We start from the raw sequence: 26,574 nt of genomic DNA, 5'->3' as shown, positions 1-26,574 counted from the left end.
CTCTCGCACCCCCGTCGCTTGGAGTCCTCTGCATGAGCGCGACCCTGCCCACGCGCTGGACCGCCACGCTCGACCGCGACGCGCCGCTGCCCGAGTACCCGCGCCCGCAGCTCGCCCGCGACAGCTACCTCAACCTCAACGGGGTGTGGGAGTACGCCGTCACGGCGCAGGGTCCCGGTCCGGCGGGCTCGCTGGGCGGCACCGTGCCCGACGAGTTCGACGGCGAGATCGTCGTGCCCTTCTCGCCCGAGTCGCCGCTGTCCGGGGTGGGGCGCCAGCTCCAGCCCGACGAGGCGCTCTGGTACCGCCGCGACCTGTCGCTCCCGGACGGGTTCGTGCCCGACGACGGCCGCGTCCTGCTGCACTTCGGTGCGGTCGACCAGTCGTGCCGCGTCCTGGTCGACGGCGTCGAGGTGGGGCGTCACACCGGCGGCTACCTGCCGTTCGCGTGCGACGTCACGGACGCCCTCGCCGGTGCGCCGGGCGCGGCGCACGAGCTCCTCGTCGAGGTCACCGACGTCAGCGACACCAGCTTCCACGCGCGCGGCAAGCAGAACCTCGCGCGGGGCGGCATCTGGTACACGGCGCAGTCGGGTATCTGGCAGACCGTGTGGGTCGAGGCCGTGCCCGCCCTGCACGTCGCACGGCTCACGCTCGTGCCGGACCTCCCGGGCGGCCGCCTCGACGTGACCGTCCACGCGGGCGAGACGCCCGCCGGGGCGGGCGGCGGCGTCGGGCAGGACACGCCCGTGGCGCGCATCCAGGTGCACGACGGCGCCACCCTCGTCGCGCAGGTCGACGCGCCCGTGGGCGTGGTCGCCCGCGTCCCCGTGCCCGACCCGCACCTGTGGACGCCCGCGGACCCGCACCTGTACGACGTGACGGTGACCCTCGGCGACGACGAGGTGCGCAGCTACGCAGGGCTCCGGTCGTTCGGCGTCGGCCCCGACGCGCAGGGGGTGCCGCGCCTGCTGCTCAACGGCGAACCGTACTTCCACGCCGGGGTCCTGGACCAGGGGTACTGGTCCGACGGGCTGCTCACCGCACCGTCGGACGAGGCCATGGTCCACGACATCGCGACCATGAAGGACCTCGGGTTCACCATGCTGCGCAAGCACATCAAGATCGAGCCCCTGCGCTGGTACCACCACTGCGACCGGCTCGGGATGCTCGTGTGGCAGGACATGGTCAACGGGGGCGGCCCGTACCGGCCCGCGGTCGTCAAGGCGCCCGTGCTCCTGCCGCTGCGACTGAGCGACCGGTTCCACGCCCTGTTCGGCCGTGGCGACGCCGAGGGGCGCGAGGAGTTCCTCCGCGAGGTCGACGCGACCGTCGAGCACCTGCGCGACGTCGTGAGCCTCGCGGTCTGGGTGCCGTTCAACGAGGCCTGGGGGCAGTTCGACGCGGCCAAGGTCGCGGCCCGCGTCAAGGCCCTCGACCCGACGCGGTCGGTGGACCACGCGAGCGGCTGGCACGACCAGGGCGCGGGGAACCTGCGGAGCCTGCACGTGTACCTCAAGCCGTTCCGCGTACCGCCACGGCGTGACCGGCGGGCGCTCGTGCTCTCGGAGTACGGCGGCTACAGCCTGCGGGTCGAGGGGCACGTCGCCGGGGAGAAGGACTTCGGGTACGCGACGTACGCCGACGCAGGCGCGCTCGGCGCCGCGTTCGAGGCGCTGCACCGCGAGCAGGTCGTGCCCGCCATCGCGCGCGGCCTGGCCGCGACGGTCTACACCCAGGTCTCGGACGTCGAGGACGAGACCAACGGGCTGCTGACCTACGACCGGGAGGTCGCCAAGCTCCCGGCCGACCTGGTGCGCGCGGTCAACGTCGAGCTGCGGCTGGGCTGACGACGGTTCAGCCCGCGGCATCCGGGAGGGGCTGCGGGCAGGTGCCGCCCGGCGTGGTGGCCAGCTCGAAGTGCCACATCTCGTTGGCGTACGTCTGGCACAGCCCGTACCGCGCGCCCTTGCGGATCGTCCAGTCCGCGCCGTCGGTCGGCCCGATGTCGACCGCCCGTCCCTGCACGTGCTCGGACGTCTCGGGCGTGCTGACGAACTTCCGGGCCTCGGCGAGCGAGCCGTACCGGTCGACCGCACGGTCGAGGAGGCTCTGCTGGTAGTTGGTGCTGCGCCACCCGGACGTGACCCAGAAGTCGACGCCCGCCGCCTGCGCGTCGCGTGCCGCGGACTGGAGCGCTGTACGCAGGTCCTCGTCGAGCCCGGCGATCGCGGGGTGCTGGTCGTCGAACGGGTCGATCGTGTCGTCCTCCTGGCGCGGGTCGTCCTGGGCGGGGAGGTCCGGCGCGACGCCGGCCCCGGGCTCGGCGCCCGCTGCGCCGGCCCCGGTACCCGCGTCCTCGGTGCCGAGCGTGTCGGCGACGAGCGTGCGCAGGCCGCGGTCGGCGTCGGGCAGGAAGGCCCACGTGAGCGCCGCCACCACGGCGAGGACCGTGACGGCCGTGGCGAGGACGGCGGTGCGGCGCCGGCGGGCGCTCGGGCGGGGAGGTCGGGGCGCGCCGTCCTGCGGCGGTGCGGGGGTGGGCACCGGGGCGAACGAGGGCGGTGGGGTACGTGTGTCCATGACCACCACTGCACCCGTCGGCATGTTGTCCCGGCGTCTCACTTTTCGCAGACGTTTTCGACACACCCCACTTCCTAGACTGGCGGGGCGGGCCCGCCGTCGGAGGGGCCGGGCCGACGAGCGGGTGGAGGATCGATGCGGGTGCTGGTCGTCGAGGACGAACCGTTCCTGGCCGAGGCCGTGCAGACCGGGCTGCGGCGCGAGGCCGTCGCCGCCGACGTCGCGCTCGACGGGGAGGTGGCTCTCGAGATGCTCGGCCACACCGCGTACGACGTCGTGGTGCTCGACCGGGACCTGCCCGGGGTGCACGGCGACGACGTCTGCCGGTCGATCGTGGCCCGAGGCCTGCCGACCCGGGTCCTCATGCTCACCGCGGCGGGCACGCTCGACGACAAGACCCGAGGCTTCGGGATCGGCGCCGACGACTACCTGACCAAACCCTTCCTGCTGCCCGAGCTGATCCTGCGCGTGCGGGCCCTGGGGCGCCGCCCGGCTCCGCTCCCGCCCGTGCTGGAGGCCGCCGGTGTGCGGCTCGACCCGTTCCGCCGGGAGGTCTACCGGGACGGCGAGCACGTGCGCCTGAGCCGCAAGCAGTTCGCCGTCCTGGAGGTCCTGCTGGCCGCCGACGGCGGCGTGGTGAGCGCCGAGGACCTGCTCGAACGCGCGTGGGACGCGAACGCCGACCCGTTCACCAACGCCGTGCGCGTCACGGTCTCGACGCTCCGCAAGCGCCTGGGCGACCCCTGGGTCGTGCACACGGTGCCAGGCGTGGGGTACCGCGTCGGCGCGCCGAGCGGCGAGGCGTCGTGAGGTTCCTGCGCCAGACCGCCCGGCTCCGCCTGACGCTGAGCTATGTGGCCTTCCTGCTCGCCGCGGGGCTCGCGATGTCCGTCATCGTGTACGCCGTCATGCGCTTCGTCCCGAACTACCCGCTCACGGCGGCGAACCCGTCGGACGCCCATCTCTTCATCGCGTCGCGGGGCCAGATCCTGGACTCGCTGATCCAGGCCTGCGTCGTGGCGATGGGCGCGCTCGCCGTCGTCGGGACCGTGGGTGGGTGGCTCGTGGCCGGGCGGGTGCTGCGTCCGCTCACGGACCTCAACACCGCCGCGCAGGCTGCGGCGTCGGGCGACCTGTCGCACCGCATCTCGGCCCGGGGCACCAGGCGCGGACGGGACGAGTTCACGGACCTGGCCGACACGTTCGACACCATGCTCGAACGGCTGGAGCGCGCGTTCGCCGCGCAGCAGCGGTTCGCGGCCAACGCGTCGCACGAGCTGCGGACACCGCTCGCGGTCACCCAGACCATGCTCGACGTCGCGCGCGAGGACCCCGACGCCGTCGACCTCCCGCGCCTGCTCGAACGCCTCGACGTGACCAACCGACGCGCCACGGACCTCGTCGCGGCCCTCCTGCAGCTCGCGGCCCTCGACAGGTCGCCGATCGTCCGAGCGCCGTTCGACCTCGACGTCGTCGTCGAGGACGCCGTCGACGACGTCGCGCGCGAGGCCACCGAGCGCGGCGTCCGCGTCGAGGTGGACGTCGCGCCCGCGGTCGTGCCGGGCGACGAGGTCCTCCTCGCCCGTGTGGTCGACAACCTGCTGCGCAACGCGATCAGGCACAACCTGCCCCAGGGCGGGTGGGCCCGCATCGCGCTGGTCGACGCGGGGCTCGTCGTCCTGACCGTCGAGAACAGCGGCCGCGTCCTGACCGACGACGAGCTCAGGATCGCCCTGGAGCCGTTCGCCCGCCAGATCGGCTCCGTCGCGAGGACCCGCGACGACGTGGTGACCGACCGCAGCAGCAACGGTCTGGGGCTCGCGATCGTCTCCCGCATCGTCGAGCTGCACGGCGGGAGCCTGAGCCTGACGCCCCTTCCCGGCGGGGGAGTGAGCGCGCGGGTCGTGATCCCTCGCGGGGCGCGTCCGGTCGCCGCGGTCCGCGCCGCTCCCTGAGGCCGCGTGCGGCGGCCGGCAGGCCTGGCGCGCCCCTGCGCGCCGCGGCCCGTCTTCGTACCCTGGAGGCATGCTGCTCACCCGGCAGACGCTCAGCGGGCTCGAGGACGGCACGGTGTCCCTCGCGTACCGCCGCTGGCTCGCGCCGCGCGTGCGCGCGGGCGGCCGGATGAGGACGCGGATCGGGGTCGTGGAGGTCACGTCGATCGACCGGGTGGCGGAGGTGGACGGGGTCCCCGTCCTGCCCGACGACGACGCGCGCGCCGCAGGGTTCCGCTCGGCCGACGCGGCGCTCGCCTGGGCCGCCGCCAAGGGCGAGGGGGACCTGTACCGGATCGGGCTGCGGCACGTGGGGGAGGACCCGCGCGTCGCGCTGCGCCAGGAGGCCGACCTGTCCGCCGAGGAGGTCGAGGCGCTCCGGGAGAAGCTCGCCCGCATGGACCGGGCGGCGCCCGAGCCGTGGACGAGGGACTACCTCGACCTGATCGTCGCCCGACCCGAGGTCGTGGCTCGCGAGCTCGCGACCTCGATCGGCGTCGAGCGCGACTACTTCAAGATCCGGGTCCGGCGGCTCAAGGAGCTCGGTCTCACCGAGAGCCTGCCCGTGGGCTACCGCATCTCGCCGCGTGGGCGGGCGTACCTCGACGCGACGTAGGTCAGGCCAGCGGCGCGATGTCCACGCCGGGCAGCCCGTCGATGCTCGTCGCGTTCTTCTTCTGCCAGTACGCGTCGAAGTACTCGGGCTCTCGCCGGTCGTGCGCCCGGTCCAGGACGTCACGGTCCGCCACGAAGTCCATGAGCGGCACCGAGAACCCGCACGAGTCCGAGACCCGGTCCACCTCGACCACGACGATGCCGCGCTGCCCCGACTCGCGCTCCTTGGCGAACAGCGGGCGCAGGTCGTCGAACTCGTGCGTGCGGGCGAGGACGTACCGGCCCCGGCCGTGGAAGCGCACGATGTTCGGCGGTCCCTCGAAGGCGCAGAACATGACCACGATGCGCCCGTTCTCCTGCAGGTGAGCCGCGACCTCGGCCCCCGAGCCCGTGTAGTCGAGGTACGCGACCCGGTGCGGGTCGAGCACCACGAAGGTGCCCCCCATGCCCTTGGGTGAGACGTTGACGTGCCCGTCACCCGCGAGCGGGGCCGTGCCCACGAAGAACACTGGCTGGGACAGCACGAAGCGGGAGAGCCGGGGAGTGATCTCGTCGTGGACGGTCGCCATGGCGGCAGTCTGGCACCGAGGCGAGCGTCGCGAAGGTGCTGTCCACGTCCGAGGTGAGCGGCGCCGTCGGGCCTGCGGAGACCCCGTGCGGCTACCAGCGCTGCCGTGCCTCCTCGGCCCAGCCGACCAGCCCGTCCAGGTCCACCCACGCGCCCTCGTCCGTGCGCGCATGGCCCGACCACGTGCCGAAGCACTGGTGCGTCTCGCTGCCCACGACGAGCAGCTCGGTGCGTGCCACCCGCTCGTGGAAGGGCGTGAACACCGCCTCGACCCCGTCGCCCGAGACGTGCCACGGGGCGAGCCAGTCCGTGCGGTCGTACGTCCAGTCGAGCGTCGCGCCGATCTTGTGGATCCGCCCGTCCACCAGGAGCGCGTTCTCCGTGGCGCCCGTGCCGTCCGTCCACCCGCCGCCGAGCTGGATGCCGCGGCCGTGCCCGCTGCCCGCGGCCCAGTTCCACGTCATGGCGTAGGGCCATCGGCCGCGACCGTGGTCGAGCACCGCGAACGAGTCGTCGGCGCTGACGTCGTGCCGTGTGCCGCGCACCGTGAGCGCGCCGTGGACCGGGCGGGCGACGTCCTTGACCGTGTACTGGAACAGCCGGTCGCTCCACGGGACGACGACCCCCAGCGACTCGTGCCCGGGCGGGAGCGGGACGGTCAGGTCGAGGCTCACGTCGCGCGACGCCGCCCTGATGCGGGTGGACCCGGGGCGCTGCTCGATCACGATCGCGAGGTCCTTCGCGCGCGCCCCGACGCGGCCGACGCCGCTGCGCCCCGGCATGAGCACACCCCGCGCAAGAGGCACGACGACGTCGGTCACCGTCTCCTCGCCCGTCGCCCGGTCCAGGACGTACAGACCGTGGACGCCCGCGTAGTCGATCGAGGACGCGACGATCCCGACCACGTGGGTCGGCGTCGTCACGCCCCAGTACTCCCAGCGCTTGGTCCGCCCCCACCCGCGCAGGTTCGCGCGGTGCAGCGGGGTGCGCGTCCACCCGACCGCGTCCGGGTTCAGCCGGCCGTCCGGCAGGCACAGGTCGACCGAGGACGTGATCTCGCGCTCGTGCGTCGTCATGCGAGGAGGCTACTGGCCGGTGGCCGGCCGGAGCGTCGTGCGGACGACACCTCGATGTCCTGCGCTCGCAACACGGACGAAACGACAGTGCTTCAGGATCGACACCACGGCCCCGGCAGCGGGGCGGTGACGACCCGAGGAGAGCCCATGAGCACCCAACGCCCCTACTTCCTCGCCCCGAGCACCCCGCACCGGCGCTCCCGGTCCACGCGGGCGGCCGGCGCACCCGGCATGCCCCGCACCGTCGAGTCCGGCGACCGCGCAGGCAAGCCCGTGCGCCGCGCCAACCCCGGGGACGAACGGACGATCGACCCCGCGGACCGCAAGCGTCGGGCGCTCGCGGCCCTCGGAGACCTGACGCGGGGGAACGCGGGGCTCGGCAGCTGAACCCGCTCGACCACGCCGGCGCTGACGCCGGTGGCTCGGCCGGGGTGTCAAGGGCGACACCTCTCCACCCGGCCCGACGGCGGCGCTCCCGTCCGGGCGGTCAGCGCGGCTTGCGCGCGTCGACCAGGAAGCGCGTCGTCGTCGCGACGAAAGGCCCCTCGGCCTCGACCTGCTCGTGCAGCGAGGCGAGCTGCGGGCGGTACTCCTCAGGAAGTAGATCACCGCGCCGACGTCGAAGAACTCGGTGCGCAGCTCCTCGAACCGCAGGTCGACGACCTCGAGCCCGGCCGCCTCCGCCGCGGCACGGTCGTCGTCGGGGTGGCGGCCGTTGCGGACCTCCTCGGGCTGCGGGCCCAGGAAGTGCTCGACGAGCTCGAACACGCTGTACGGGCCGACGTGCTGCGCGAAGTACGTACCGCCCGGGGCGAGGACGCGCGCGATCTCGGACCACCACGGCTTCACGGGGTGGCGGCTCACGACGAGGTCGAAGGCCTCGTCCGCGAACGGCAGGGGCGGCTCGTCCGCGTCGGCGACGACCGCGACGCCGAGCGGGTGCAGGAGCCGAGTGGCCTGGGTGACGTTCGGGGGCCAGCCCTCCGTCGCGACGGCCAGTCGCGGGAACCGAGGGACCGAGGCGAGGACCTCGCCGCCGCCCGTCTGGAGGTCGAGGGCGGCGCTCGCGGTGGCCATGCGCTCGCCCATCGAGCGGGCGTAGCCCCAGGACGGACGTTGCTCGGTCGCGCGGCCGTCGAGCCAGGAGAAGTCCCAGCCGTCGACGGAGACGGAGGCTGCTTCGGAGACGAGGTCGTCGAAGGATCGCTTCATGCGTTCGATCCTGACAGGTCGGAGCAGGAGGTGGTCAGCTCATTCGGAGGTCAGCTGTTGTTGACGATGAGCGCGATCGTGGTGATCACAGCTCCCCAGAAGGCGATGCCGGCGCCGAGGGCGATGCCCATGCCGTGACCGCCGGAGCTGGAGTGCCCGCGCTGCTCACCGGCACGCACGGCCCACGCGGCGCGCACGGCGAGCGATACGCCGAGCACCACGAGAACCAGCCCCACCGTAACCCATACCATTGTCCCACTCTGCACATAGGAGGCCGCTGCCCGCAATTCGAAGAACCTCCTGGTACGTGGTGTTTTATGCCACACAGGGGGCGGGCGTAGGGCAAACCCTAGGTGTCGATCCTGGGAATGCCGACGGTGCTCACTGAGTGGGACGTCACCCCCTCTATGCATGGGACGTGCGAGTCAGTCGTCATGCGCGCACGGTCCCGGCCGGAGCCTGGTCAGAAGCCGAGCCACGGGCTCGTCGCGGCCCAGATCGCCGATGACGAGGGGAGTCCCGACGTCGAGCGCGAGGGGCGAGATCGGAAGGAGTGCGTCCGATCGCCCGCCATCCGAACGCGGTTCGTCACCACCCGCTCGTAGGGGGTAATGTCTTCCTCGGTGGCGCGAAGTACCCCCTGCATCGCGCCACCACCTAACGTTCACGAAGCCCCTGCTCAGCCCCGGCCGGCAGGGGCTTCGTCGTTCCCGGACCGGTTCGCTGCGCACGGATCGTGCCCGCTCGACGGGCGGTGCGCCGTCGGGCCGTCCTCGCAGGTGAGGCAACGGATCCGGGCTAGTATCACCGAGGAGTCTGGAAGTAGGCCCGCTCCTTTCCCATGCCCTGGGGGCCTACTTGACCACTTCGTACAACCCGTCTCGCCGATTCGACCCCGAGCTCGCCGAGGCCCTGCTGCGCGGTGCGCCACAGATCGTCGGCCAGTTCATCCTCGACCTGTCCGACCAGAGCTGGTGGTGGTCCGACGAGCTGTACGCCATGCACGGCTTCCGGCCCGGCGAGATCATGCCCACGACCGCGCTCATGCTCGCGCACAAGCACCCCGAGGACCGCGAACGCGTCGAGGACGTCCTGCTCGCCGCCGTCGCAACGGGCGAACCCTTCAGCTCCGTCCACCGCATCGTCGACGCACAGGGACGGACGCGGACGCTCGGCGTCGTCGGACGCGGACGGCTCGACCGCCGCACCGGCGAGACCACGCACGTCTCGGGCTACTTCATCGACCTCACGACGACCCAGCGCGAGCTCGCCCAGCGCGAGGCCACGGCCGCGATCCGGGCGTCGTCCGCGAGCCGCTCCACGATCGAGCAGGCCAAGGGCGCCGTCATGGCGATCTACGGTCTGCCCGCCGACGAGGCGTTCGACCTCATGTGCCACCACTCGAGCATCAACAACGAACCCCTGCGCGACCTGTCACGGCGGCTCGTCGCAGAGCTCACCGCCGGCGGGGTCGCAGGTGCGCTGCGTCGGGCAGACCTCGACCGGTTCTTCGAAGGGAAGCGGCCGGTGCGGTGACTCAGGACGGTGGGCCCCGTGGGACTCGAACCCACAACCTACGGATTAAAAGTCCGCAGCTCTGCCATTGAGCTAGAGGCCCGGGCACCGTGCGCGCGCCTCGTCCGAGGCGGCACCAAGGCCCGCGCAGAGTCTACGCGCCGAGTCCCCGCCCACGGCGAGGTGCCCACGGGTGGTGCGCGGCGCCGTCGGGCCTGGTGAGTCCCGGCGGCGCGTCCGCGCGGGGCGCGCACCCTACGTGCCCCGCGGGCGCCTGTCGCGCTCGATCCCACTGGGTGAGAGACACGCCGTGAATCGGCCCCCGACCTTGCGATCGGGCCCGATCCTTGTTTGGTTGGAGGCAACCGAAAGGCGCACGCCGAGGGTTCGTCGCAAGACTGCCCGTGCGTCCCCAGGCAACCGAGAGGAGCTTCCATGCTCACCCTGACCGACAACGCCCGCGATGCAGTCCAGGACCTCACCACGCGGGCCGGAGTGCCCGACGGTGGCGGCCTCCGGATCGCCGAGTCGGCGCCGCAGTCCGGCGACTTCGAGCTGGCCCTCGTCCCGAGCCCGCAGCCCGACGACACGGTCGTCGAGAGCGGCGACGCGCGAGTCTTCGTCGAGCCGACCACCTCGATCGCGCTCGCGAACCTCACGCTGGACACCGACCCTCGCGCGACCGAGGGACCTGGGTTCGTCCTCACGCCGCAGGCCTGACCGGCCCGGCACCACCTGCGGGGCCTGACAGCCCGCACCACGTCTCGACCGGCTGCGCGGCCCGCCCGTCCCGGGAGCCGACCCCCTCCTCCTCGGAAGGTTCCCGGCCCGGCCAGGGCTACGCACCCGATCACCCCGACGGGCCGTCCGCGCACAGCGGGCGGTCCGTCGTCGTGCGCTCTGACGACGTCGACGGCGAGGGGCGCTCAGCCGTGCCGCGCGACCCCCAGCGCCCACGCCACGAGCGGCACCTGGACCGGTAGGCGTCCCCAGGCCACGACGGGCTTGCGGGCCCACGACCGGGCTCCGGGGTGCGAGTCGAGCGCCATCTTCACGTTCCCGGGGAAGACGGCGACCAGCAGTGCGGCGCTCGCGAGGCCGCCGGCGCGACGCGTCGCGGGGACGAGCAGCGCCGTCGCGCACGCCAGCTCCGCCACGCCGCTCCACGTGACCCACGGGCCAGGGGGCCCGAGGGCGTCGGGTATCAGCGGCTCGAAGACCTGCGGGCGCGCCAGGTGCACGACGCCGGAGGAGCCGAGCAGAGCGGCGAGCGAGACCGCCGAGAACGCGGGGGAGAGAGCCATGCCCCGATGCTAGGCAGGGTGGGTGAGGCTCGCTCTGGGGGCCGTCACCCGCTGCGGTGGGCCATCAGGCTCACGCAGCCGCCGGCGACACGATCCAGTACCCGCCCAGGACGGCCGCGCCGACGGTCACGAGCAGGAACACCCCGACCCACACGAGCCCGGGGATGCCGGTGAGCCGCGCGAGCATGTCAGCGTCGGACTGGCGGGCCTTGCCGCGGCTGCGGGAGATCTGCAGCTCCAGGACGGGCCGGATCGCGCCCAGCAGCAGGAACCACGTCACGGCGTACGCGACCGCACTCTGGACGGGCGGCGTCGCGGCCCACGACACGACGACGAGCGCCACACCGCTCACCAGCACCGACCACAGGCCGAACCAGTTGCGGATCTGCAACAGCATCAGGGTCAGCAGCAGCACCAGGAGCCACAGGAGCCCGACGGCGTAGCCCGCCCGCAGCAGGGCGGCCGCCCCGAGCCCCACGAGGCCCGGGCCGACGTAGCCCATGAAGGCCGTGAGGACCATGCCGAAGCCGCGCGGCTTGCCGTAGGAGACCGTGAGGCCCGACGTGTCGGAGTGCAGGCGGATACCCGTCAGGCGCCTCCCGGTGAGCAGCGCCGCGATGGCGTGCGCGCCCTCGTGCGCGATCGTCACGACGTGCCGAGCGACCCGCCACACGGGCGTGAACACCACGACGATCAGCGCGACGAGCGACATCGACAGCACGACCGCCGAGGCCGGTGCGGGCACGGGGGTCGTGGCCGCCGACCAGATCTGACCGATGACGTCGCCCACGGAGCTCATGAAGTCCACGGGCGACATTCCACCACGCCCGCACGTGCGGGAGGTGAGAGGTCCGGGCGAGCCCCTGGGTGAGCCACCGGGAGGTGAGGGATCGGTGAGGGATGTGGAGACGTCGATCACCATCGACGCACGTGCGCCCCAGTCATGAGAGAGTGGTGACCGTGGCTGCGCATCTCTGCGCGCCCAGCGTCGTGGAGTTCCCTGGATTTCTTGCGGCGAACCCCGACCCTACGCCCGAGAGGCAAACCCTTGAACAACCCCATCCGTGCTGCCGTGCGCCCGAACGCCGCAGCCCCCCGCACCAGCTCGTCGCAGGGACAGCAGTCCCGCGACACCAACCGCCCGGCTCGTGACGACCGGGCCCGTCCGGCCCGCGACTCCCGCGACGAGCGTGACAACCGTGACTCGCGTCCCGCCAAGGTGACCCGCGACGGTCGCCCGGTCCGTGAGCGCGACTCTCGCGACGGCCGCGGCGCCGGCCAGGGCCGCCCCGCCGGTGGCAACCGCGAGCAGCGCGCTCCCCGTGAGCAGCGCGAGCAGCGTCCCGCCCCGGTGCGTTCGTCGGTCCCGACCGTCGTGCCCGAGGGCCTGACCTTCAACGACTTCGCGATCCCCACCACGGTGGTCCGCGAGCTCTCCAGCCAGGGCATCGAGTCGCCGTTCCCCATCCAGGTGGCCTCGCTGCCGGACACGCTCAAGGGTCGCGACGTCCTGGGCCGTGGCCGCACGGGCTCGGGCAAGACCCTCGCGTTCTCGCTGCCGGTCGTCACGCGCCTGTCCCAGTCGGACACGCGCCGCGCCGCCCGTCGCCCCCGCGCCCTGGTCCTGTGCCCGACGCGTGAGCTCGCCAACCAGATCAACGCCACGATGGAGCCGCTCGCGAAGGCCCTGGGCCTGAACACGACGACCATCTTCGGTGGCGTCGCGCAGAGCCGTCAGGTCAGCGCGCTGAACGCGGGTGTCGACATCGTCATCGCGTGCCCGGGCCGCCTCGAGGACCTGCTCAACCAGCGCGTCCTGTCGCTCGACGGCATCGAGATCACGGTCCTCGACGAGGCCGACCACATGGCCGACCTGGGCTTCCTGCCCGGCGTCAAGCGCATCATGGACAAGACCCCGACGCGCGGCCAGCGCCTGCTGTTCTCCGCGACGCTCGACAACGGCGTGGACCAGCTCGTCAAGCGGTACCTGAGCAACCCGGTGAGCCACTCGGTCGACTCGGCCGAGTCGCCCGTCTCCAACATGACGCACCACATCTTCGCGGTCCGTGACGCGGACGCGAAGAAGGACGTCGTGCAGCAGCTCGCGTCGGGCACGGGCCGTCGCGTCCTGTTCACGCGCACCAAGCACCAGGCGAAGAAGCTCGCGAAGCAGCTCACGGCACAGGGCATCCCCTCGGTCGACCTGCACGGCAACCTCGGCCAGGGCGCGCGTGAGCGCAACCTCGAGGCGTTCTCGAACGGGTCCGTCCGCGTGCTCGTCGCGACCGACATCGCCGCGCGTGGCATCCACGTCGACGAGATCGAGCTGGTCGTCCACGTGGACCCGCCGGCCGAGCACAAGGCGTACCTGCACCGCTCGGGCCGTACGGCTCGCGCCGGCTCCGAGGGCGTCGTCGTGACCGTCATGCTCCCCGAGCAGCGCAACGACGTGAAGGACCTGACCCGCAAGGCGAAGATCACGGCACAGCCGCAGCCCGTCGCCCCCGGTGACGCGGCCATCACGGCGCTCGTCGGCCAGGTCGCCGAGTACGTCCGTCCCGCGGACATCACGCCGCCGCAGACGCAGGCCAAGCGCGGCACGCCGTCGCGCAACGGTGGGTCGCGTGCGGCCCGCACGTCGGTCCCGGCCAAGTCCGCAGGCCCGACGGCGCAGCGCGCCCAGGGTGGTCGCGGCCAGTCGGCGCAGGGCGGTGAGGGCGGCGCTGGTGCGCAGGCTCGTCGTCGTGGCGGCCGTGGTCGTGCGCAGCGCGGCGGCGGCTCGGCGACGGTGTACTCGTCGTCGTCGTACTGACGGCCGGTTGCTCGTCGCTCGCTCGCCCGCCGAGGGTGACGCGTTCTGTCGCCGAGGGTGACGGACCAGCCCGCCGAGGGTGACGACACGACTCAGGACCCCGGTGGTGATCTTCGGATCACCACCGGGGTCCTCTGCGTCCCGGCCGAAGCGCACCGTCGAGCCCCGTCACCGTCGGCGACCGTCAGCGTCACCCTCGGCAGGCAAGTCCGTCACCCTCGGCGACGGGTTGACGGGAACACCCGGACATCCGTCACGGTTGTCGCAGTCGGAGGTGGAGCATGACCAACGAGACCCACGACACGACCGGAAGCCTGTTCTCGCAGAAGGTGTACCCGGTGGCCAAGCCCGACGCCCAGTGGCGAGAGGAGCTGGCTCCTGACGAGTACGCGGTGCTCCGGCAGGCCGGCACCGAGCGCCCCTGGACGGGCGAGCTCCTCGACGAGAAGCGCGAGGGCGTCTACCGGTGCCGGGCCTGCGGGCACGAGCTGTTCCGCTCGGACACCAAGTTCGACTCGCACTGCGGGTGGCCGAGCTTCTACGCGCCCAAGGAGTCGGACGCGGTCGAGCTGATCCAGGACCGCAGCCACGGCATGGTCCGCACCGAGGTGCGGTGCGCCAACTGCGGCTCGCACCTGGGTCACGTGTTCGACGACGCGCCGCAGACCCCGACGGGCGACCGGTTCTGCATGAACAGCCTCAGCCTGACGTTCGAGGACGCCGGCGCCTGAGCAGCAGGACCCCAGTCAGAGCGAGCGTGACCCCGGGGTCACGCTCGCTCTGACACCCGCGAGGTTCTGACGGCTACGAGCACGTCGAGACCGACCGCGAGCAGCGCACCCAACAGGTAGAGCACCAGGTCGCGCGGGTTGAACGTGCTCCCCAGCACCCAGGCGGCCGCGGGCACCACGTCCAGCACGGCCGCCACGACGGGCGTCGCCTGCAGGATCTCCACGAGCCAGCACCACACGAGCACCACGGCTCCCGCGACCCACGGCCGCAGCCGAGGAGCCACGAGCACGAGCGCCGCGTAGACCGCGACGGCGTACAGCAGGTCCCCGACCACGTCACCGACAGGGTCGGGGACCTGCGTCGTCACCACGAGGCCCAGGGCGACCACGGCCGCGAGGACGGCCAGGACGCGAGGGCGGCTGCGCCGTCGGGCAGGCCAGGGCGACAGCGCGCGACCCGGCCGCCCCGCCGGTGCGTCCCCCGACGTCATGTCAGCGCGACGCCTGCCAGCGCACGACGTCCTCCGAGTACCGGTGGAGCAGGGCGGCGAGGGCCGCGACGTCGTCGGGTGACCAGTCGCTCAGCGCCTGGGAGATGGAGTCGACGCGACGCTCGTGCGTGGTCCGCAGCAGCGTCTCCCCGGCTTCGGTGAGGGTGATGATCTGGCCGCGGGAGTCGTCGGGGTCGACCTCGCGGTCCACCATCCCGACCGACTCGAGCCGTGCGAGCTGCCGCGAGATGGTCGCGCGCCCCACCCCGAACTGCTGGGCGAGGTCCGACCCGCGCACGCCCGGGTTGGCCCAGATGTGGGCGAGGAGCGGGTACGCGCTCGCGTCGAGGTCGGGGTGGATGCGCTTCGCCATCGCGTTCGCGGACGAGCCCGCCCGGCGCGTCAGGACGCGCAGCTCGCGTTCGAGCGCGTAGAGCGGCGAGTCGTCGGCGGCGGGCGTGGTGGGCGTAGAGGACACAGTCGGCTCCGGCTGGTCGGTCGGCGAGGGCGGGATCACACGCCCCATCATGGCGTGCGGCGGGGCCGCCGTGGAACATGCATCCACGACGGCCCCGGGTGAGGTCCTGCGAGAGGAGGTCAGCGCGAGGTGCTGCCCCCGCGAGCGGGGCCGTCGGCGGCCCGCTCGGTGCCCTGCGACGACGAGGCGCCCGGTGCGCCCGCCCCCGCGAGGACCGAGCCCTCGGCGGCCGCGAAGTCGCCCTCGTGCTCCTGCTCAATCTCGTCGGTCAGGTCGGGCAGACCGGCGGCGAGCTCGCGCTCGAGGCGCTCGTCGAGGCCGGACTTGGTGCCGAGCGGCACCTCCTTGAGGAACAGCACGCAGATCAGGCCGATGACCGCGAGGGGCACTGCCACGAGGAAGATCTCCGCGATGCCCTCGCCGTACGAGCGCTCGACGAGGTCGCGCATCGGGGCGGGGAGGGTCGAGACGTCCGGCACGGTGCCGCCGGTCCCGTCGCTCGGCACGCCCATCTTGGCCAGGCCCTCCTGGATGGAGCTCGTGACCTTGCTCGCGAGGACCGCGCCCAGGACGGAGACGCCGATCGCGCCGCCGAGCGTGCGGAAGAACGCGACGGTCGAGGTGCCGGCGCCCATCTCGGACACGTCGAGGGTGTTCTGGACCGCGAGCACGAGGTTCTGCATGAGCATGCCCATGCTCGCGCCGAGGAAGAACAGGTAGACGCTGATGAGGACGAAGCTCGTGTGGTAGTCGATCGTCGAGAGGGCGAACAGCGACCCGACGAGCAGCACGCCGCCCGTGACCATGAAGGCCTTGTAGCGACCGGTGCGCGTGATGAGCTGCCCGATCAGGGTCGACGCGACGAACGTCCCGACGATCATCGGGATGGTCAGCAGACCCGACTCGGTCGCCGTCTTGCCGCGCGCGACCTGCATGTACTGGCTGAGGAAGACCGCGGTGCCGAACATCGCGACGCCGACCGCGACGCTCGCGAGGACCGCGAGGACGAACGTGCGGTTCTTGAACAGGTGCAGCGGGATGATGGGCTCGACCGCGCTCTTCTCGACGAGAACCGCCGCGACCAGGGCGAGCAGCGACCCGATCACCATGACGGCGCTCTGCCACGAGACCCACTCGAAGTTGTTGCCCGCGAACGTGACCCACAGCAGCAGGGTCGAGACGCCGACGCTGATGAGCAGCGCACCCCAGTAGTCGATCTTCACGACGCGGCGGGGGATGGGCGGCAGGTGCAGCGTCCGCTGGAGCACGACGATCGCGGCGATCGCGAACGGCAGGCCCACGAAGAAGTTGAGCCGCCAGCTCACGGTGTCGGTCAGGACGCCGCCGAGGAGGGGGCCACCGATCTGGCTCACGGCCATGATCGCGCCCATGAGGCCCATGTACTTGCCGCGCTCTCGCGGGGAGATGATGTCGGAGATGAGGACCATGGCGAGCGCCATGAGCCCACCGGCGCCGATGCCCTGGAGGGCACGGAACGCGATGAGGGTGCCGACGTTCTGCGACAGGCCGGCGAGGGCCGACGCCACGACCGAGACGACCAGCGCGAGCTGGATGAGGACCTTGCGGTTCGTCAGGTCGGCGAGCTTGCCCCAGATGGGCGTCGAGATGGTGGTCGTCAGCAGGGTCGCGGTGACGACCCAGGTGAACGACGACTGCGACCCGTTCAGGTCGTTGATGATCTTGGGCAGCGAGCTCGAGACCACGGAGGTCGCGAGGATCGAGACGAACATCCCGAGGAGGATGCCGGACAGTGACTCCAGCACCTCTCTGCGGGTCATGGTGGTGGTAGCGCTCATACGGGACTCACATTCATAGGTCGTGCTTTGTCGTCGAAAGGTCGTGGCAGTGCCCGACGGCGAGGCCGGGCAGGGTGGCCGGGTCGCCCTGGGTGTGGTGCGGGGGCGCGGGAGCGCTGCGGTCAGGCGCGCGAGAGCGCCTCGGTGAGACGCCCGAGCTGGTCGATCGATGCGCGCAGGTCCTCGGCGGTCCAGCCCGCGAACGTCTCGGCCGTGCGGCTCATGAGGAGGCGGAAGGTCTCGTCGACCTTCTCCCGGCCCTCGGGCGTGAGGGTCACGCTGCGGGCGCGCCGGTCGTCGTCGCACGCCGTCCGCTCGACCAGTCCCGCGTCGACGAGGTGCGTGACCTGTCGGCTCGCGACCGACAGGTCGACCTTGAGGTGGTGCGCGAGCTCGGTGACCTGGAGGGGGCCGCAGCGCTGCAGGAGGCGCAGCGCGCCGAGCGACGCCCGGGGGAAGTCGAGCTCGCGCGCCAGGCGGGCCGAGACCTCGCGCTGGGCGCGGTTGAGCTCCTCGAGGGCGACGGTGAGCTCCTTGACGGGGAGGTCGAGGACCTGCTCGTGGGGGGTGCTCGTGGACTCCGAGGGGGATGCCGTGGGGACGGCGGACGGGGTGACGGGGGCGTCGAGGGACGGGCTGGGGGAGAGGGGCACGCGAGAGATCTCCTTAGTTGCTGCAAGCAACCATAAACCCAGATGGTTGCTGAGGGCAATAGTTGCAGCGAGCACGTTCTTGGGACATCTGTACCGGTCGTGGTGGGCGAGCGCCTCACGGGCGTCCCGGCGTCCGGCTCCCTGCGTACGATCGAGAGGTGAGCGAACAACCGGCCCCCAGTCACCGCCCGCGCCGCCCCGCGATGCTCGACCCGCGCGAGGCCGACGAGCTCCCCGGCGACCTCGACCCCGCGCTGCGCGACCAGATCGCCCACACGACCGCCGCCGCGATCGTGCACGGCGCCCGCGCCGCCGAGGACCCCGAGGTCGTCGACCGCCTCATCCGCCTCGTCGAGACCGAAGGCCTCGACGTCGTGTCCGGCCTCTGGGCCGACTCGGCCCCCGCGACCCTGCCCGGCGCGCTCTGGCGCCTGTACGTCCTGCGCGAGTGGGTGCGCCGCGACCCGCAGACCGTGGCGCTGCGGTACCGCCTCGGCGTCGACGCTGCCCCCGTCCAGGAGGTCGTCGCCGGCGTCGTCAGCCCGCCCGGTCCCGAGGACGTGCGCGAGCTCGCCGACGCCGTGCTCTCAGGCGTCTTCGCCGGCGACCTCGCCGTGGCCCTCGAACGAGCCGCCGCGTTCTGCCGCATCCTCGCCACGGGCGCCGCGTTCGACGCCGACGCGCGCGAGGCCGGCGACCCCGACTCCGCGCTGCGCATGACGCGCGGCGCCTCGTCGCTGCTGCGCACGGCCGAGGAGCTCGAGCACTCCGCCGCGCTGTGGCGGGCCGACAAGCTCGACTGACGCGGCGCCGTCGGGCCGGTGCGCGTTCCCTGTGCGCTGAAGCACCGCGAGGGCTCTCCCGATGGCTCGACGTGCCCTCTGACCTGCGGGTTCGAAGCCTCCGGGACGCGGGCGTACGATGGTTCACGACGTCGGGTCGCGGTAGCCCCGGGCTCCAACATCAGCCGCTTCGAGCGGCCTTCGCGCCGACAGGCGCTCCCGGCCCGGCGTCGCCCCCACCACGACGTGAGCGCCGTCCGGCGTGCCCACCCAGGGCCCCTCGGACGCTCCCGCCGGTCGCCGAGAGCGATTGAACGTTCAGGCGACAGTTCGGCTACATTTGACGAGCGTTAGAGATGCGTTAACGCGCCCTCTGGCGCCACTCACCACAGCGTCACCTTCCAACAGAACACCTGTGACATCCGGGTGACGATCGCTCCGTGCGGTCGTCATCTGCCTGTGAAAACCCACCAGCGTCCAGCCCTTTCGGAGCCTCCCGTGCGCTTGCGCCTCACCCCGCGCGATACCTCGTTCTTCGACCTCCTCGCCGACTCCGCTCAGCACCTGGTCACCGGGGCGAACCTCCTGGCCGAGCTGCTCGGCGCAGACCGCCCGACCCGCAAGGAGCTCGCCAAGAAGCTCGCGGAGACCGAGCACCTGGCCGACGACGCGACGCACACGATCATGCGACGCCTCAACCAGACCTTCGTCACGCCGTTCGACCGCGACGACATCTACGGGCTGGCCTCCGCGCTCGACGACTGCATGGACTACATGGAAGAGGCCGCGGACCTCATCGTCCTGTACAAGATCGAGGAGCTGCCCGCCCGCGTCGGCGAGCAGGTCCAGGTCCTGCAGCGCGCCGCCGAGCTGACGGCCGAGGCCATGCCGCGCCTGCGCTCGCTCAACGACCTCGCCGAGTACTGGGTCGAGGTCAACCGCCTCGAGAACCAGGCCGACAAGATCCACCGCAAGCTCCTCGCCGAGCTCTTCGACAACGTCTCCGACCCGATCCTCCTCATCAAGCTCAAGGAGGTCATCGAGATCCTCGAGCAGGCCGCCGACGCGTTCGAGAAGGTCGCGAACATGGTCGAGACCATCGCGCTCAAGGAGTCCTGAGCCCCGTGGAATTCGCTCTGGTCGTCCTCGTCGTCGCGCTCGCGCTGAGCTTCGACTACACGAACGGATTCCACGACGCGGCCAACGCGATCGCCACATCCGTCTCGACGAGGGCCCTCACGCCGCGTGCCGCGCTCATCATGGCAGCGGTCATGAACTTCGCCGGCGCGCTCCTCGGGACCGAGGTCGCCGAGACCATCGCGACCTCGATCGTCGACCTCGAGGACGTACCACCGCACACGGCACTCGTCGTGGTGCTGTGCGCCCTGGTCGGCGCGATCGTGTGGAACCTCATCACGTGGTGGTTCGGGCTCCCGTCGTCCTCGACGCACGCGCTGATCGGTGGCCTCGTGGGTGCCGGGCTCGCCGGCGGGCTCGCGATCTACGGCGCCTCGATCGTCGACAAGGTCGTCCTGCCGATGATCTTCTCCCCGCTCGTCGGCTTCGGCCTGGCGTTCATCGTCATGGTGGGCCTGCTGTGGGCGTTCCGCCGCGCGGCCCCCTCCAAGACCACGCGCCGTTTCCGCCTCGCGCAGACCGTGTCCGCAGCGGCCATGGCCCTGGGCCACGGCCTGCAGGACGCGCAGAAGACCATGGGTGTCATCTTCATGGCGCTCCTCACGGTCGGCTGGGCAAGCCCCGACGAGGGCATCCCCCTGTGGGTCAAGCTCGCCGCGGCCGCCGCGATCTCCGCCGGGACCTACTCGGGCGGCTGGCGCATCATGCGGACCCTCGGACGCAAGATCATCGAGCTCGACCCGGCGCGCGGCTTCGTCGCCGAGTCCGTCTCCGCGATCGTGCTCTACGTCAACGCGTTCGCGCTGCACGCGCCGGTCTCCACGACGCACACCATCACGTCCGCGATCATGGGCGTCGGCGCGACCAAGCGCCTGTCGGCCGTGCGCTGGGGCGTCGCGAAGAACATCGGCATCGCGTGGGTCCTGACGATCCCCGCCGCCGCGCTCGTGGCCGCGATCATGTACTGGATCCTGTCGCCGATCCTGCTCTGAGGACGGTCCCCTCTCAAGTTCTTGTCAGGACGAGCGTGGCCCGGAGGCCACGCTCGTCCTGTTCTCACGACCTGGTGCCGACCACAGGGGTGCCAGAGTCCGTGTGCACCCAGGGTCACGCTCGTCCTGACAGCACCGCCTCAGTGCAGCGGCGGTGCGACCTTCTCCGCAGCGAGCACCCTCGGCCCCCGGGACGTGTCCGCGACGTGCGCCACGAGCATCTCGCCCGGCTCCAGGAACGGGTCCTTGCTCGGCAGGGCGTTCGCGACGGGGCGTCGCGAGTGCTGGCCCAGGACGTCGAGCACCGTGGGCAGGACGGGGCGGTGCGTGCACAGCACGGTCGACCGCTCGGACTCGAGGAGCTCGCGCACCGTGCGGGCGACGCGCGAGGGCGACCGCTCGTGCTGCGCCTCGGACAGGTGGTCGATCGAGATCCGGTCCAGCCGCGCGGCCTCGGCGTACGGCGAGATGGTCTGCTCGCAGCGGTTCCACCGGCTCGTGACCACGGCATTGACGCCGTACGCCGCGAGCACGGGCACGAGCGCGACCGACTGTGCGTGACCCGCGGGCGTGAGGGGCCGGTCCTCCTCGGCGCCGTGCCACGCCGCGCGGATCACCGCCTTGCCGTGGCGGGCGATCACGACCACGCGGGTCGCGAGGCGGTCCTGGGTGAACTCCTCGGCCAGCGCCGTGAGCGGCCCGCGGTCCGCCTTGCGGGTCACGCGCCGAGCCGCGTCCTCGACGCCGAGCCACACCGCGTCGTCGATCTCGTCGACCGACACCGGGGGCACGGGCGCCCGCGCGGCGAGCGGTCCCGCGTCGCGGACCCGCTTGGCCTGCCGTGCAGCCCAGTAGTGCACGCGCTTCACACGGCCCTCGGGCGTGAGGTACTGGAGCCCCGGCAGCGGTACGCCGAGGACAACGGGCCTGCCCGTCTCCTCGGCGACCTCGCGCACGGCGGCCGTCTGGAAGGCCTCGCCCGGGTCGAGCTTGCCCTTGGGCCAGGACCAGTCGTCGTAGCGCGGCCGGTGCACCAGCTTGACCTGGAGCTCACCGTCACGCACCCGCCACACGAGCCCGCCCGCGGACTCGATCACGGGGGCGTGGGGGACGTGCGTGGGGCCGAGCGTGTCCACGAGTGGGGCGAACGAGGACGAGCTCATCGACCCATGCCCAGCCGCCGGCGTTGTCGGGTGATGAGGGTCGACTGGATGTCCATGAGCGGACCGTCGGGGCCGGTCGCGTGCCGTTCCCACGACCCGTCGCTCTGCAGGTGCCACGAGGCCGTGCCGTCGTCCATCGAGACGTCGATGAGGTCGATCAGGTCCGAGACCTGCTGGGGGTCCACGAGCCGCACCAGGGTCTCGACGCGGCGGTCGAGGTTACGGTGCATGAGGTCGGCCGACCCGATGAAGACCTCGGGCCCGGACTCGGGGCCGTCGGCGATCGCCGGGCCGCCCGAGTTGGCGAACGCGAAGATGCGCGAGTGCTCCAGGAACCGGCCCAGGATGGACCGCACCCGGATGTTCTCGCTGAGCCCCGGCACCCCCGGGCGGATCGCGCAGATCCCGCGGACCACGAGGTCGACCTTCACACCGGCCTGCGAGGCCCGGTACAGGGCGTCGATGATGGTCTCGTCGACGACCGAGTTGACCTTGAACTTGACCCACGCCTCGCGCCCCTCGCGGGCGGCGACGGCCTCGCGCTCGATCCGCTCGACGAGCCCCGAGCGCACCGAGCGGGGCGCGACGAGGAGCCGGTGGAACCGGGACTGGGGTGCGTAGCCGGACAGCTGGTTGAACAGCCGCGTGAGGTCCTGGCCGACCTCGGGGTCCGCGGTGAGCAGCCCGAGGTCCGTGTACAGGCGTGCGGTCTTGGGGTTGTAGTTGCCCGTGCCGACGTGGCAGTAGCGCACGAGGCCCTCGGGCTCCTGGCGGACCACGAGCGAGAGCTTGCAGTGGGTCTTGAGCCCCACGATCCCGTACACCACGTGCACGCCCGCCTGCTCGAGCTTGCGGGCCCAGGAGATGTTGGCCTGCTCGTCGAAGCGGGCCTTGATCTCGACGAGCGCGAGGACCTGCTTCCCGGCCTCGGCCGCGTCGATCAGTGCGTCCACGATGGGGGAGTCACCCGACGTCCGGTACAGCGTCTGCTTGATCGCGAGCACGTTCGGGTCGGCCGCGGCCTGCTGCAGGAACGTCTGGACCGAGGTCGAGAACGAGTCGTACGGGTGGTGCAGCAGGATGTCGCGGTCGCGGATCGCGGCGAACACGTCGGTCGGGCTCGCGCTCTCGACCTCCGCGAGGAAGCGGTGGGTCGTCGGCACGAAGCGCGGGTAGTGCAGGTCCGCGCGGTCGAGGTCCGCGATGAGGTTGAGCCCCGTGAGGTCGAGCGGCGCGGTCAGCTTGAAGACCTCGTCGTCGGCCACGTCGAGCTCTCGCACGAGGAGCTGGCGGATGCGAGGACTGATCCCGTCGGCGATCTCGAGGCGCACGGGCGGGCCGAACCGGCGGCGCAGGAGCTCCTTCTCCATGGCCTGGAGCAGGTTCTCGGCGTCGTCCTCCTCGACCTCGACGTCCTCGTTGCGCGTTACGCGGAACGTGTGGTGCTCGCGCACCTCCATGCCGGGGAACAGGTGGTCGAGGTGCTGCGAGATGACGTCCTCGAGCGGCACGAACGACGTCGGGCCCTTGTCCGGGTCGGCGGCCTGCGAGCTGGGTGCGGACGGGCGCCCGCGCGAGTCGACCGCGATGAAGCGCGGCAGCAGCGGCGGCACCTTGACGCGCGCGAAGTGCTCCTTGCCCGTCGTCGGGTTGACCACGACGACCGCGAGGTTGAGCGAGAGCCCCGAGATGTACGGGAAGGGGTGCGCCGGGTCCACCGCGAGCGGCGTGAGGACGGGGAAGATCTGCTTGCGGAAGAACTTGTGCAGGCGCTCCTGCTCGCGCGTGTCGAGCTCTTCCCAGCGCAGCAGGGAGATGCCCTCGGTCGCGAGCGCGGGCTGCACCTGGTCGGAGAACACCGCGGCGTGGCGGGCCATGAGCTCGTGCGCGCGCTCGCTGATCGCGTCGAGGACCTGGCGCGGCGTCAGCCCGGACGCGGCCGTGACCGCGAGGCCCGTCGCGATGCGTCGCTTGAGTCCTGCGACGCGGACCATGAAGAACTCGTCGAGGTTCGACGCGAAGATCGCGAGGTAGCGCACGCGCTCCAGCAGGGGCTGCGTCTCGTCCTCGGCGAGCTCGAGCACGCGCTGGTTGAACGAGAGCCAGCTCAGCTCGCGGTCGGCGAAGCGGTCGGCGGGCAAGGGCTCGGCGTCGAGCACCTCCACGTCGATCGTGCCGGTGACCGGTTCCTCCTCGGCGATGTGCTCGGCGATGTGCGCTGCGAGCTCGGGGTCGAGGACGGCTCGCGGGCTGGACGCGCGCACGGCCTCCGGCTGCTGGTCCGGGCGCGCGGAGGTCCGGACGCCGGGACGGACGGTGGAGTCGGTCATGACTTCATGGTGGCATCACTCGGTGAACTTTGGGTGACGGGGTTCACTGCCGGCGGCCCGTACTGGACGTCGACCGTGTCCTTGCCGAAGCCGGCCCCGAGGTAGGTGCGGGTCGCGGCGGCGTTGTCGCCGTCGACGTAGAGGACCGCGCGGTCGAGCCCGCGTGCGGCGAGGTGCGCGAGCCCGACGGCGGTCAGCACCTTCCCGAGCCCCTGGCCCTGGGCGTCGGGGTCGACGCCGACGACGTAGATCTCGCCCTCGCGTACGTCTCCGGTCTGGTCGGTGGGCACCTTGGTCCACAAGGAACCGGCGAGCGAGCCGTCCTCGCGCTCGAGGAGGAAGAAGCCCTCGGGGTCGAACCAGTCCTCGGCGACGCGTGCGTCGAGGTCGGCCTGGCCGAGGCGGCCCTGCTCGGGGTGGTGCGCGAAGGCGCGCGCGTTGACGAGGAGCCAGGCGGCGTCGTCGGGCCCGGGGCGGAACGTGCGCAGGCGCAGGCCCGCGGGGACCTCGGGACGCTCCCACGTCCCGGACCGCAGGTCGAGCCCCATCCTCCACAGCTCGCGCACGACGACGAGCCCCGCATCGGCCGCGAACGCCCGCGCCGCGGGGAGGTCGCCGTGCGCCCACACGTGCAGGACGCCGCCGTGCTGGCCGGGCTCGCCCGAGCGCGCGGGCAGGGTCGCGTCGCGCTGCGCGGTGCGCAGCAGCATGCGGCCGGTCCGACGGCGGCGCGCGGCCGGGTGCACCACGAGCTCGGCGCTCGCGACGTCGCCGCCGCGGTCGACCTGGGCGTACCCGGTGACCGTTCCCTCGTCGTCGTACGCGACGACGTGCGTGAGGTCCTCGTCGTCGACGCCCAGGCGCAGGAGGGGCTGCTCGGAGAGGGGGGCGACGCCGTCGGACTCCTGGGCGGCCACGGCCAGGGCACGGACCTCGTCCGCGGTGGCCGGGTCGAGCGGGCCGATCTCGAGGGGGGAGCGCATGGCTCCATCCCATCACGTCGGGTGCGCGGTCACCGAGCTGTCGGCGGGTCGTCGAGCGCCCGGCTCAGGGCTGCGCCAGGTGCTCGGAGAGGAACATCAGCCCGTACGGCAGGCCCACGTGGACCATGGCCCACGTGTGCCCCTGGCCCTTCTCCTCGCGCAGCTCGACGGTCTGGCCGCGCTCGGTGAGCACCGCGGCGAGCCGGCGGTTGGCCTCGCGGTCCTTGTGCGGCGACTCGGTGCCGCCGTCGAGGAACACCGCGACGGGCTCGGGGAAGTCCATGGTCGGGAGGTAGCGGCTGGGGGAGTTGGCGTCGAACTCCTCCTTTGTCGCGAGCATCCGGCGGCCGCCGTCTCCCGGGTCGCCGTACGGCTCGAGCGCCATGATCGCGCCGAACGTGTCGAGGTGGCGCAGTCCCAGGTTGAGCGCGCAGAAGCCGCCCGACGACATCCCGCCGATCGCACGGTGCTCGCGGTCGGGCACGGTCGGGAAGCTCTTGTCGACCCACGGGATCACGACGTCCGTCACGTACGTCTCGACCTGGGCGCCGCCCGTGGTCGAGTCGAGGCACTCGGTGTCGCGCGCCGAGGGGCCCTGCCCGTTGACGTCGACCGCGACGAGGATCATGGGCTCGACGAGGTGGGCCTCGAGCAGCGTGTCCATGACGTTCGCACTGTCGGCCGCGGCGAACCAGTCGCTCGGCTGGCCGGGGCTGCCGTGGAAGAGGTAGACGACGGGGTAGCGCGTGGGCGCCGCAGGGTCGAAGCCGGGCGGCGTGTAGACCCAGGTCGTGCCGTCGGCCATGCGCAGGTCCGGGGCCGTGACGGGCGTCGAGGTCACCGACCCCGCCGCGGAGGACCCGTCGCGCTCCGACGGCTCGTCCCGGTGGCTGGGCGGCGGGTCGACGAGCCCCCACCCGGCCATCGTGGTGCGCAGGGCCGCGGTGTTGGGCACGTAGCCCGCGTACGCGTTGACCGCGACCGTGACGGACAGGATCACGAGGAGCCCCGACGCGATCGTCCCGACCCAGGCGCGCCAGGCCCCGGTCCGGCGGCCCCTGCCGTCGTTCTCGCCGTCGTCCGCCCGGCGGGCCGCCGCACGACGTCGCCGGTCCCACGCGACGAGGACCGCGACCCCGACCGCGGCGGCCGCGAGCAGGACGACCGTCCACCACGAGGACATCCAGTCGCCGCGTCCCGCGAGCTCGCGCAGCACCGCGGGCGGCAGGGTCGCGGCGGTCTCGGGCTCGGGGAGCGGCACGGTCGCGGACAGCAGCGAGGCGCCCGGCAGGGGCCCGCCGGCAAGGGCGTCGAACGAGGTCACCCCTCCAGGGTGCC

26 protein-coding genes and 1 tRNA gene are annotated in these 26,574 nt (G+C 72.3%); 11 read left to right on the top strand and 16 right to left on the bottom strand.

The features are described from left to right. The first annotated feature begins 32 nt into the window (after positions 1-32). Entirely contained in the window at positions 33-1,850 is a 1,818-nt protein-coding gene (locus WFH32_RS06795) for a glycoside hydrolase family 2 protein (RefSeq protein ID WP_191795804.1), read from the top strand. A 7-nt stretch (positions 1,851-1,857) separates the two neighbouring features. Here WFH32_RS06795 and WFH32_RS06790 read toward each other — a convergent pair whose 3' ends face one another. Continuing rightward, positions 1,858-2,583: a M15 family metallopeptidase gene (locus tag WFH32_RS06790; protein WP_191795805.1), complete on the bottom strand. Its 726-nt coding sequence runs from the start codon at positions 2,581-2,583 to the stop codon at positions 1,858-1,860. A gap of 135 nt (positions 2,584-2,718) precedes the next feature. Here WFH32_RS06790 and WFH32_RS06785 point away from each other — a divergent pair, with 135 nt between their 5' ends. From WFH32_RS06785 to WFH32_RS06775, 3 genes are all read left to right on the top strand, one after another. Continuing rightward, positions 2,719-3,393, top strand: a complete 675-nt coding sequence (locus tag WFH32_RS06785; RefSeq protein WP_191795806.1) for a response regulator transcription factor — start codon at positions 2,719-2,721, stop codon at positions 3,391-3,393. Continuing rightward, entirely contained in the window at positions 3,390-4,538 is a 1,149-nt protein-coding gene (locus WFH32_RS06780) for a sensor histidine kinase (protein ID WP_336706657.1), read from the top strand. The genes WFH32_RS06785 and WFH32_RS06780 overlap by 4 nt, the downstream gene beginning before the upstream one ends. 70 nt (positions 4,539-4,608) lie before the next feature. Continuing rightward, the gene (locus WFH32_RS06775) at positions 4,609-5,193 is read left to right on the top strand and encodes a hypothetical protein (RefSeq protein ID WP_191795807.1); all 585 of its coding nucleotides are present in this window, start codon (positions 4,609-4,611) and stop codon (positions 5,191-5,193) included. Position 5,194: 1 nt separating this feature from the next. Here WFH32_RS06775 and WFH32_RS06770 read toward each other — a convergent pair whose 3' ends face one another. The 4 genes from WFH32_RS06770 to WFH32_RS06755 form a co-directional block, all read right to left on the bottom strand. Further along, positions 5,195-5,761, bottom strand: coding sequence for a pyridoxamine 5'-phosphate oxidase family protein (locus tag WFH32_RS06770; RefSeq protein WP_336706656.1), 567 nt, complete (start codon positions 5,759-5,761; stop codon positions 5,195-5,197). Between the two features lie 91 nt (positions 5,762-5,852). Then, a complete protein-coding gene (locus WFH32_RS06765) occupies positions 5,853-6,836 on the bottom strand; it encodes a DUF2804 domain-containing protein (RefSeq protein WP_336706655.1) in 984 nt (327 codons plus the stop codon). A gap of 9 nt (positions 6,837-6,845) precedes the next feature. Further along, positions 6,846-8,048 (bottom strand): class I SAM-dependent methyltransferase, encoded by a 1,203-nt coding sequence (locus WFH32_RS06760; RefSeq protein WP_336706653.1) that lies wholly within the window; start codon positions 8,046-8,048, stop codon positions 6,846-6,848. 50 nt (positions 8,049-8,098) lie between these two features. Continuing rightward, the gene (locus tag WFH32_RS06755; RefSeq protein ID WP_191795812.1) at positions 8,099-8,299 is read right to left on the bottom strand and encodes a hypothetical protein; all 201 of its coding nucleotides are present in this window, start codon (positions 8,297-8,299) and stop codon (positions 8,099-8,101) included. 607 nt (positions 8,300-8,906) lie between these two features. Between WFH32_RS06755 and WFH32_RS06750 the strand changes: the two genes are divergently transcribed. Beyond that, positions 8,907-9,584: a PAS and ANTAR domain-containing protein gene (locus WFH32_RS06750; protein ID WP_191795813.1), complete on the top strand. Its 678-nt coding sequence runs from the start codon at positions 8,907-8,909 to the stop codon at positions 9,582-9,584. 10 nt (positions 9,585-9,594) lie between these two features. Here WFH32_RS06750 and WFH32_RS06745 read toward each other — a convergent pair. Continuing rightward, positions 9,595-9,666, bottom strand: a tRNA-Lys gene (locus WFH32_RS06745). Between the two features lie 332 nt (positions 9,667-9,998). Here WFH32_RS06745 and WFH32_RS06740 point away from each other — a divergent pair. After that, positions 9,999-10,283 carry an iron-sulfur cluster biosynthesis family protein gene (locus WFH32_RS06740; protein ID WP_191792120.1) on the top strand — a complete coding sequence of 95 codons (285 nt, stop codon included), beginning with the start codon at positions 9,999-10,001 and terminating at the stop codon, positions 10,281-10,283. A gap of 206 nt (positions 10,284-10,489) precedes the next feature. Here the strand turns inward: WFH32_RS06740 and WFH32_RS06735 are convergent, their stop codons facing one another. Together WFH32_RS06735 and WFH32_RS06730 are read right to left on the bottom strand one after the other, a co-directional pair. After that, a complete protein-coding gene (locus WFH32_RS06735) occupies positions 10,490-10,867 on the bottom strand; it encodes a DoxX family protein (RefSeq protein WP_336706652.1) in 378 nt (125 codons plus the stop codon). A 70-nt stretch (positions 10,868-10,937) separates the two neighbouring features. Continuing rightward, positions 10,938-11,684 (bottom strand): M50 family metallopeptidase, encoded by a 747-nt coding sequence (locus tag WFH32_RS06730; RefSeq protein WP_191792122.1) that lies wholly within the window; start codon positions 11,682-11,684, stop codon positions 10,938-10,940. Positions 11,685-12,218: 534 nt separating this feature from the next. On the opposite strand from WFH32_RS06730, the gene WFH32_RS06725 reads away from it, so the two are divergent. Together WFH32_RS06725 and msrB are read left to right on the top strand one after the other, a co-directional pair. Next, complete coding sequence (locus WFH32_RS06725) at positions 12,219-13,679, top strand: DEAD/DEAH box helicase (RefSeq protein WP_404822006.1); 1,461 nt, start codon at positions 12,219-12,221, stop codon at positions 13,677-13,679. Positions 13,680-13,960: 281 nt separating this feature from the next. Next, complete coding sequence (msrB, locus tag WFH32_RS06720) at positions 13,961-14,410, top strand: peptide-methionine (R)-S-oxide reductase MsrB (RefSeq protein WP_051703022.1); 450 nt, start codon at positions 13,961-13,963, stop codon at positions 14,408-14,410. Positions 14,411-14,448: 38 nt separating this feature from the next. Here the strand turns inward: msrB and WFH32_RS06715 are convergent, their stop codons facing one another. From WFH32_RS06715 to WFH32_RS06700, 4 genes are all read right to left on the bottom strand, one after another. Further along, positions 14,449-14,901 (bottom strand): ribosomal maturation YjgA family protein, encoded by a 453-nt coding sequence (locus tag WFH32_RS06715; RefSeq protein ID WP_336706649.1) that lies wholly within the window; start codon positions 14,899-14,901, stop codon positions 14,449-14,451. A 1-nt stretch (position 14,902) separates the two neighbouring features. Continuing rightward, positions 14,903-15,379 carry a MarR family winged helix-turn-helix transcriptional regulator gene (locus WFH32_RS06710; protein WP_318244046.1) on the bottom strand — a complete coding sequence of 159 codons (477 nt, stop codon included), beginning with the start codon at positions 15,377-15,379 and terminating at the stop codon, positions 14,903-14,905. Between the two features lie 119 nt (positions 15,380-15,498). Next, positions 15,499-17,196 (bottom strand): MDR family MFS transporter, encoded by a 1,698-nt coding sequence (locus WFH32_RS06705; protein WP_225227934.1) that lies wholly within the window; start codon positions 17,194-17,196, stop codon positions 15,499-15,501. A 122-nt stretch (positions 17,197-17,318) separates the two neighbouring features. Further along, positions 17,319-17,849, bottom strand: coding sequence for a MarR family winged helix-turn-helix transcriptional regulator (locus WFH32_RS06700; protein WP_336706647.1), 531 nt, complete (start codon positions 17,847-17,849; stop codon positions 17,319-17,321). A 203-nt stretch (positions 17,850-18,052) separates the two neighbouring features. Between WFH32_RS06700 and WFH32_RS06695 the strand changes: the two genes are divergently transcribed. The 3 genes from WFH32_RS06695 (at position 18,053) to WFH32_RS06685 (ending at position 20,760) form a co-directional block, all read left to right on the top strand. After that, the gene (locus WFH32_RS06695) at positions 18,053-18,652 is read left to right on the top strand and encodes a hypothetical protein (RefSeq protein ID WP_138827537.1); all 600 of its coding nucleotides are present in this window, start codon (positions 18,053-18,055) and stop codon (positions 18,650-18,652) included. Positions 18,653-19,129: 477 nt separating this feature from the next. Beyond that, entirely contained in the window at positions 19,130-19,750 is a 621-nt protein-coding gene (locus WFH32_RS06690; protein ID WP_030151734.1) for a DUF47 domain-containing protein, read from the top strand. Positions 19,751-19,755: 5 nt separating this feature from the next. After that, the gene (locus WFH32_RS06685) at positions 19,756-20,760 is read left to right on the top strand and encodes an inorganic phosphate transporter (RefSeq protein WP_138826192.1); all 1,005 of its coding nucleotides are present in this window, start codon (positions 19,756-19,758) and stop codon (positions 20,758-20,760) included. Positions 20,761-20,900: 140 nt separating this feature from the next. Here the strand turns inward: WFH32_RS06685 and WFH32_RS06680 are convergent, their stop codons facing one another. The 4 genes from WFH32_RS06680 to WFH32_RS06665 form a co-directional block, all read right to left on the bottom strand. Next, complete coding sequence (locus WFH32_RS06680; protein ID WP_336706643.1) at positions 20,901-21,923, bottom strand: NUDIX hydrolase; 1,023 nt, start codon at positions 21,921-21,923, stop codon at positions 20,901-20,903. Continuing rightward, positions 21,920-24,253 carry an RNA degradosome polyphosphate kinase gene (locus WFH32_RS06675; RefSeq protein ID WP_191795819.1) on the bottom strand — a complete coding sequence of 778 codons (2,334 nt, stop codon included), beginning with the start codon at positions 24,251-24,253 and terminating at the stop codon, positions 21,920-21,922. The genes WFH32_RS06680 and WFH32_RS06675 overlap by 4 nt, the downstream gene beginning before the upstream one ends. Continuing rightward, a complete protein-coding gene (mshD, locus tag WFH32_RS06670) occupies positions 24,250-25,236 on the bottom strand; it encodes a mycothiol synthase (RefSeq protein ID WP_336706641.1) in 987 nt (328 codons plus the stop codon). Before mshD ends, WFH32_RS06675 begins: the two co-directional genes overlap by 4 nt. Before the next feature lie 64 nt (positions 25,237-25,300). Further along, entirely contained in the window at positions 25,301-26,560 is a 1,260-nt protein-coding gene (locus tag WFH32_RS06665) for an alpha/beta hydrolase (protein ID WP_336706640.1), read from the bottom strand. Positions 26,561-26,574 lie beyond the last annotated feature (14 nt).

Source organism: Oerskovia sp. USHLN155, assembly GCF_037145535.1.
GTDB lineage: Bacteria > Actinomycetota > Actinomycetes > Actinomycetales > Cellulomonadaceae > Oerskovia > Oerskovia rustica.
This window is presented reverse-complemented; position numbering and strand designations above follow the sequence as displayed.

What these genes read in the sequence shown, in the direction of transcription:
- WFH32_RS06795 (WP_191795804.1), top strand. Translation starts at nt 33, where the DNA reads ATGAGCGCGACCCTGCCCACGCGCTGGACCGCCACGCTCGACCGCGAC.
- WFH32_RS06790 (WP_191795805.1), bottom strand. Translation starts at nt 2,583, where the DNA reads ATGGACACACGTACCCCACCGCCCTCGTTCGCCCCGGTGCCCACCCCC.
- WFH32_RS06785 (WP_191795806.1), top strand. Translation starts at nt 2,719, where the DNA reads ATGCGGGTGCTGGTCGTCGAGGACGAACCGTTCCTGGCCGAGGCCGTG.
- WFH32_RS06775 (WP_191795807.1), top strand. Translation starts at nt 4,609, where the DNA reads ATGCTGCTCACCCGGCAGACGCTCAGCGGGCTCGAGGACGGCACGGTG.
- WFH32_RS06770 (WP_336706656.1), bottom strand. Translation starts at nt 5,761, where the DNA reads ATGGCGACCGTCCACGACGAGATCACTCCCCGGCTCTCCCGCTTCGTG.
- WFH32_RS06765 (WP_336706655.1), bottom strand. Translation starts at nt 6,836, where the DNA reads ATGACGACGCACGAGCGCGAGATCACGTCCTCGGTCGACCTGTGCCTG.
- WFH32_RS06760 (WP_336706653.1), bottom strand. Translation starts at nt 8,048, where the DNA reads ATGAAGCGATCCTTCGACGACCTCGTCTCCGAAGCAGCCTCCGTCTCC.
- WFH32_RS06755 (WP_191795812.1), bottom strand. Translation starts at nt 8,299, where the DNA reads ATGGTATGGGTTACGGTGGGGCTGGTTCTCGTGGTGCTCGGCGTATCG.
- WFH32_RS06740 (WP_191792120.1), top strand. Translation starts at nt 9,999, where the DNA reads ATGCTCACCCTGACCGACAACGCCCGCGATGCAGTCCAGGACCTCACC.
- WFH32_RS06735 (WP_336706652.1), bottom strand. Translation starts at nt 10,867, where the DNA reads ATGGCTCTCTCCCCCGCGTTCTCGGCGGTCTCGCTCGCCGCTCTGCTC.
- WFH32_RS06730 (WP_191792122.1), bottom strand. Translation starts at nt 11,684, where the DNA reads ATGTCGCCCGTGGACTTCATGAGCTCCGTGGGCGACGTCATCGGTCAG.
- msrB (WP_051703022.1), top strand. Translation starts at nt 13,961, where the DNA reads ATGACCAACGAGACCCACGACACGACCGGAAGCCTGTTCTCGCAGAAG.
- WFH32_RS06715 (WP_336706649.1), bottom strand. Translation starts at nt 14,901, where the DNA reads ATGACGTCGGGGGACGCACCGGCGGGGCGGCCGGGTCGCGCGCTGTCG.
- WFH32_RS06705 (WP_225227934.1), bottom strand. Translation starts at nt 17,196, where the DNA reads ATGAGCGCTACCACCACCATGACCCGCAGAGAGGTGCTGGAGTCACTG.
- WFH32_RS06695 (WP_138827537.1), top strand. Translation starts at nt 18,053, where the DNA reads ATGCTCGACCCGCGCGAGGCCGACGAGCTCCCCGGCGACCTCGACCCC.
- WFH32_RS06680 (WP_336706643.1), bottom strand. Translation starts at nt 21,923, where the DNA reads ATGAGCTCGTCCTCGTTCGCCCCACTCGTGGACACGCTCGGCCCCACG.
- WFH32_RS06675 (WP_191795819.1), bottom strand. Translation starts at nt 24,253, where the DNA reads ATGACCGACTCCACCGTCCGTCCCGGCGTCCGGACCTCCGCGCGCCCG.
- mshD (WP_336706641.1), bottom strand. Translation starts at nt 25,236, where the DNA reads ATGCGCTCCCCCCTCGAGATCGGCCCGCTCGACCCGGCCACCGCGGAC.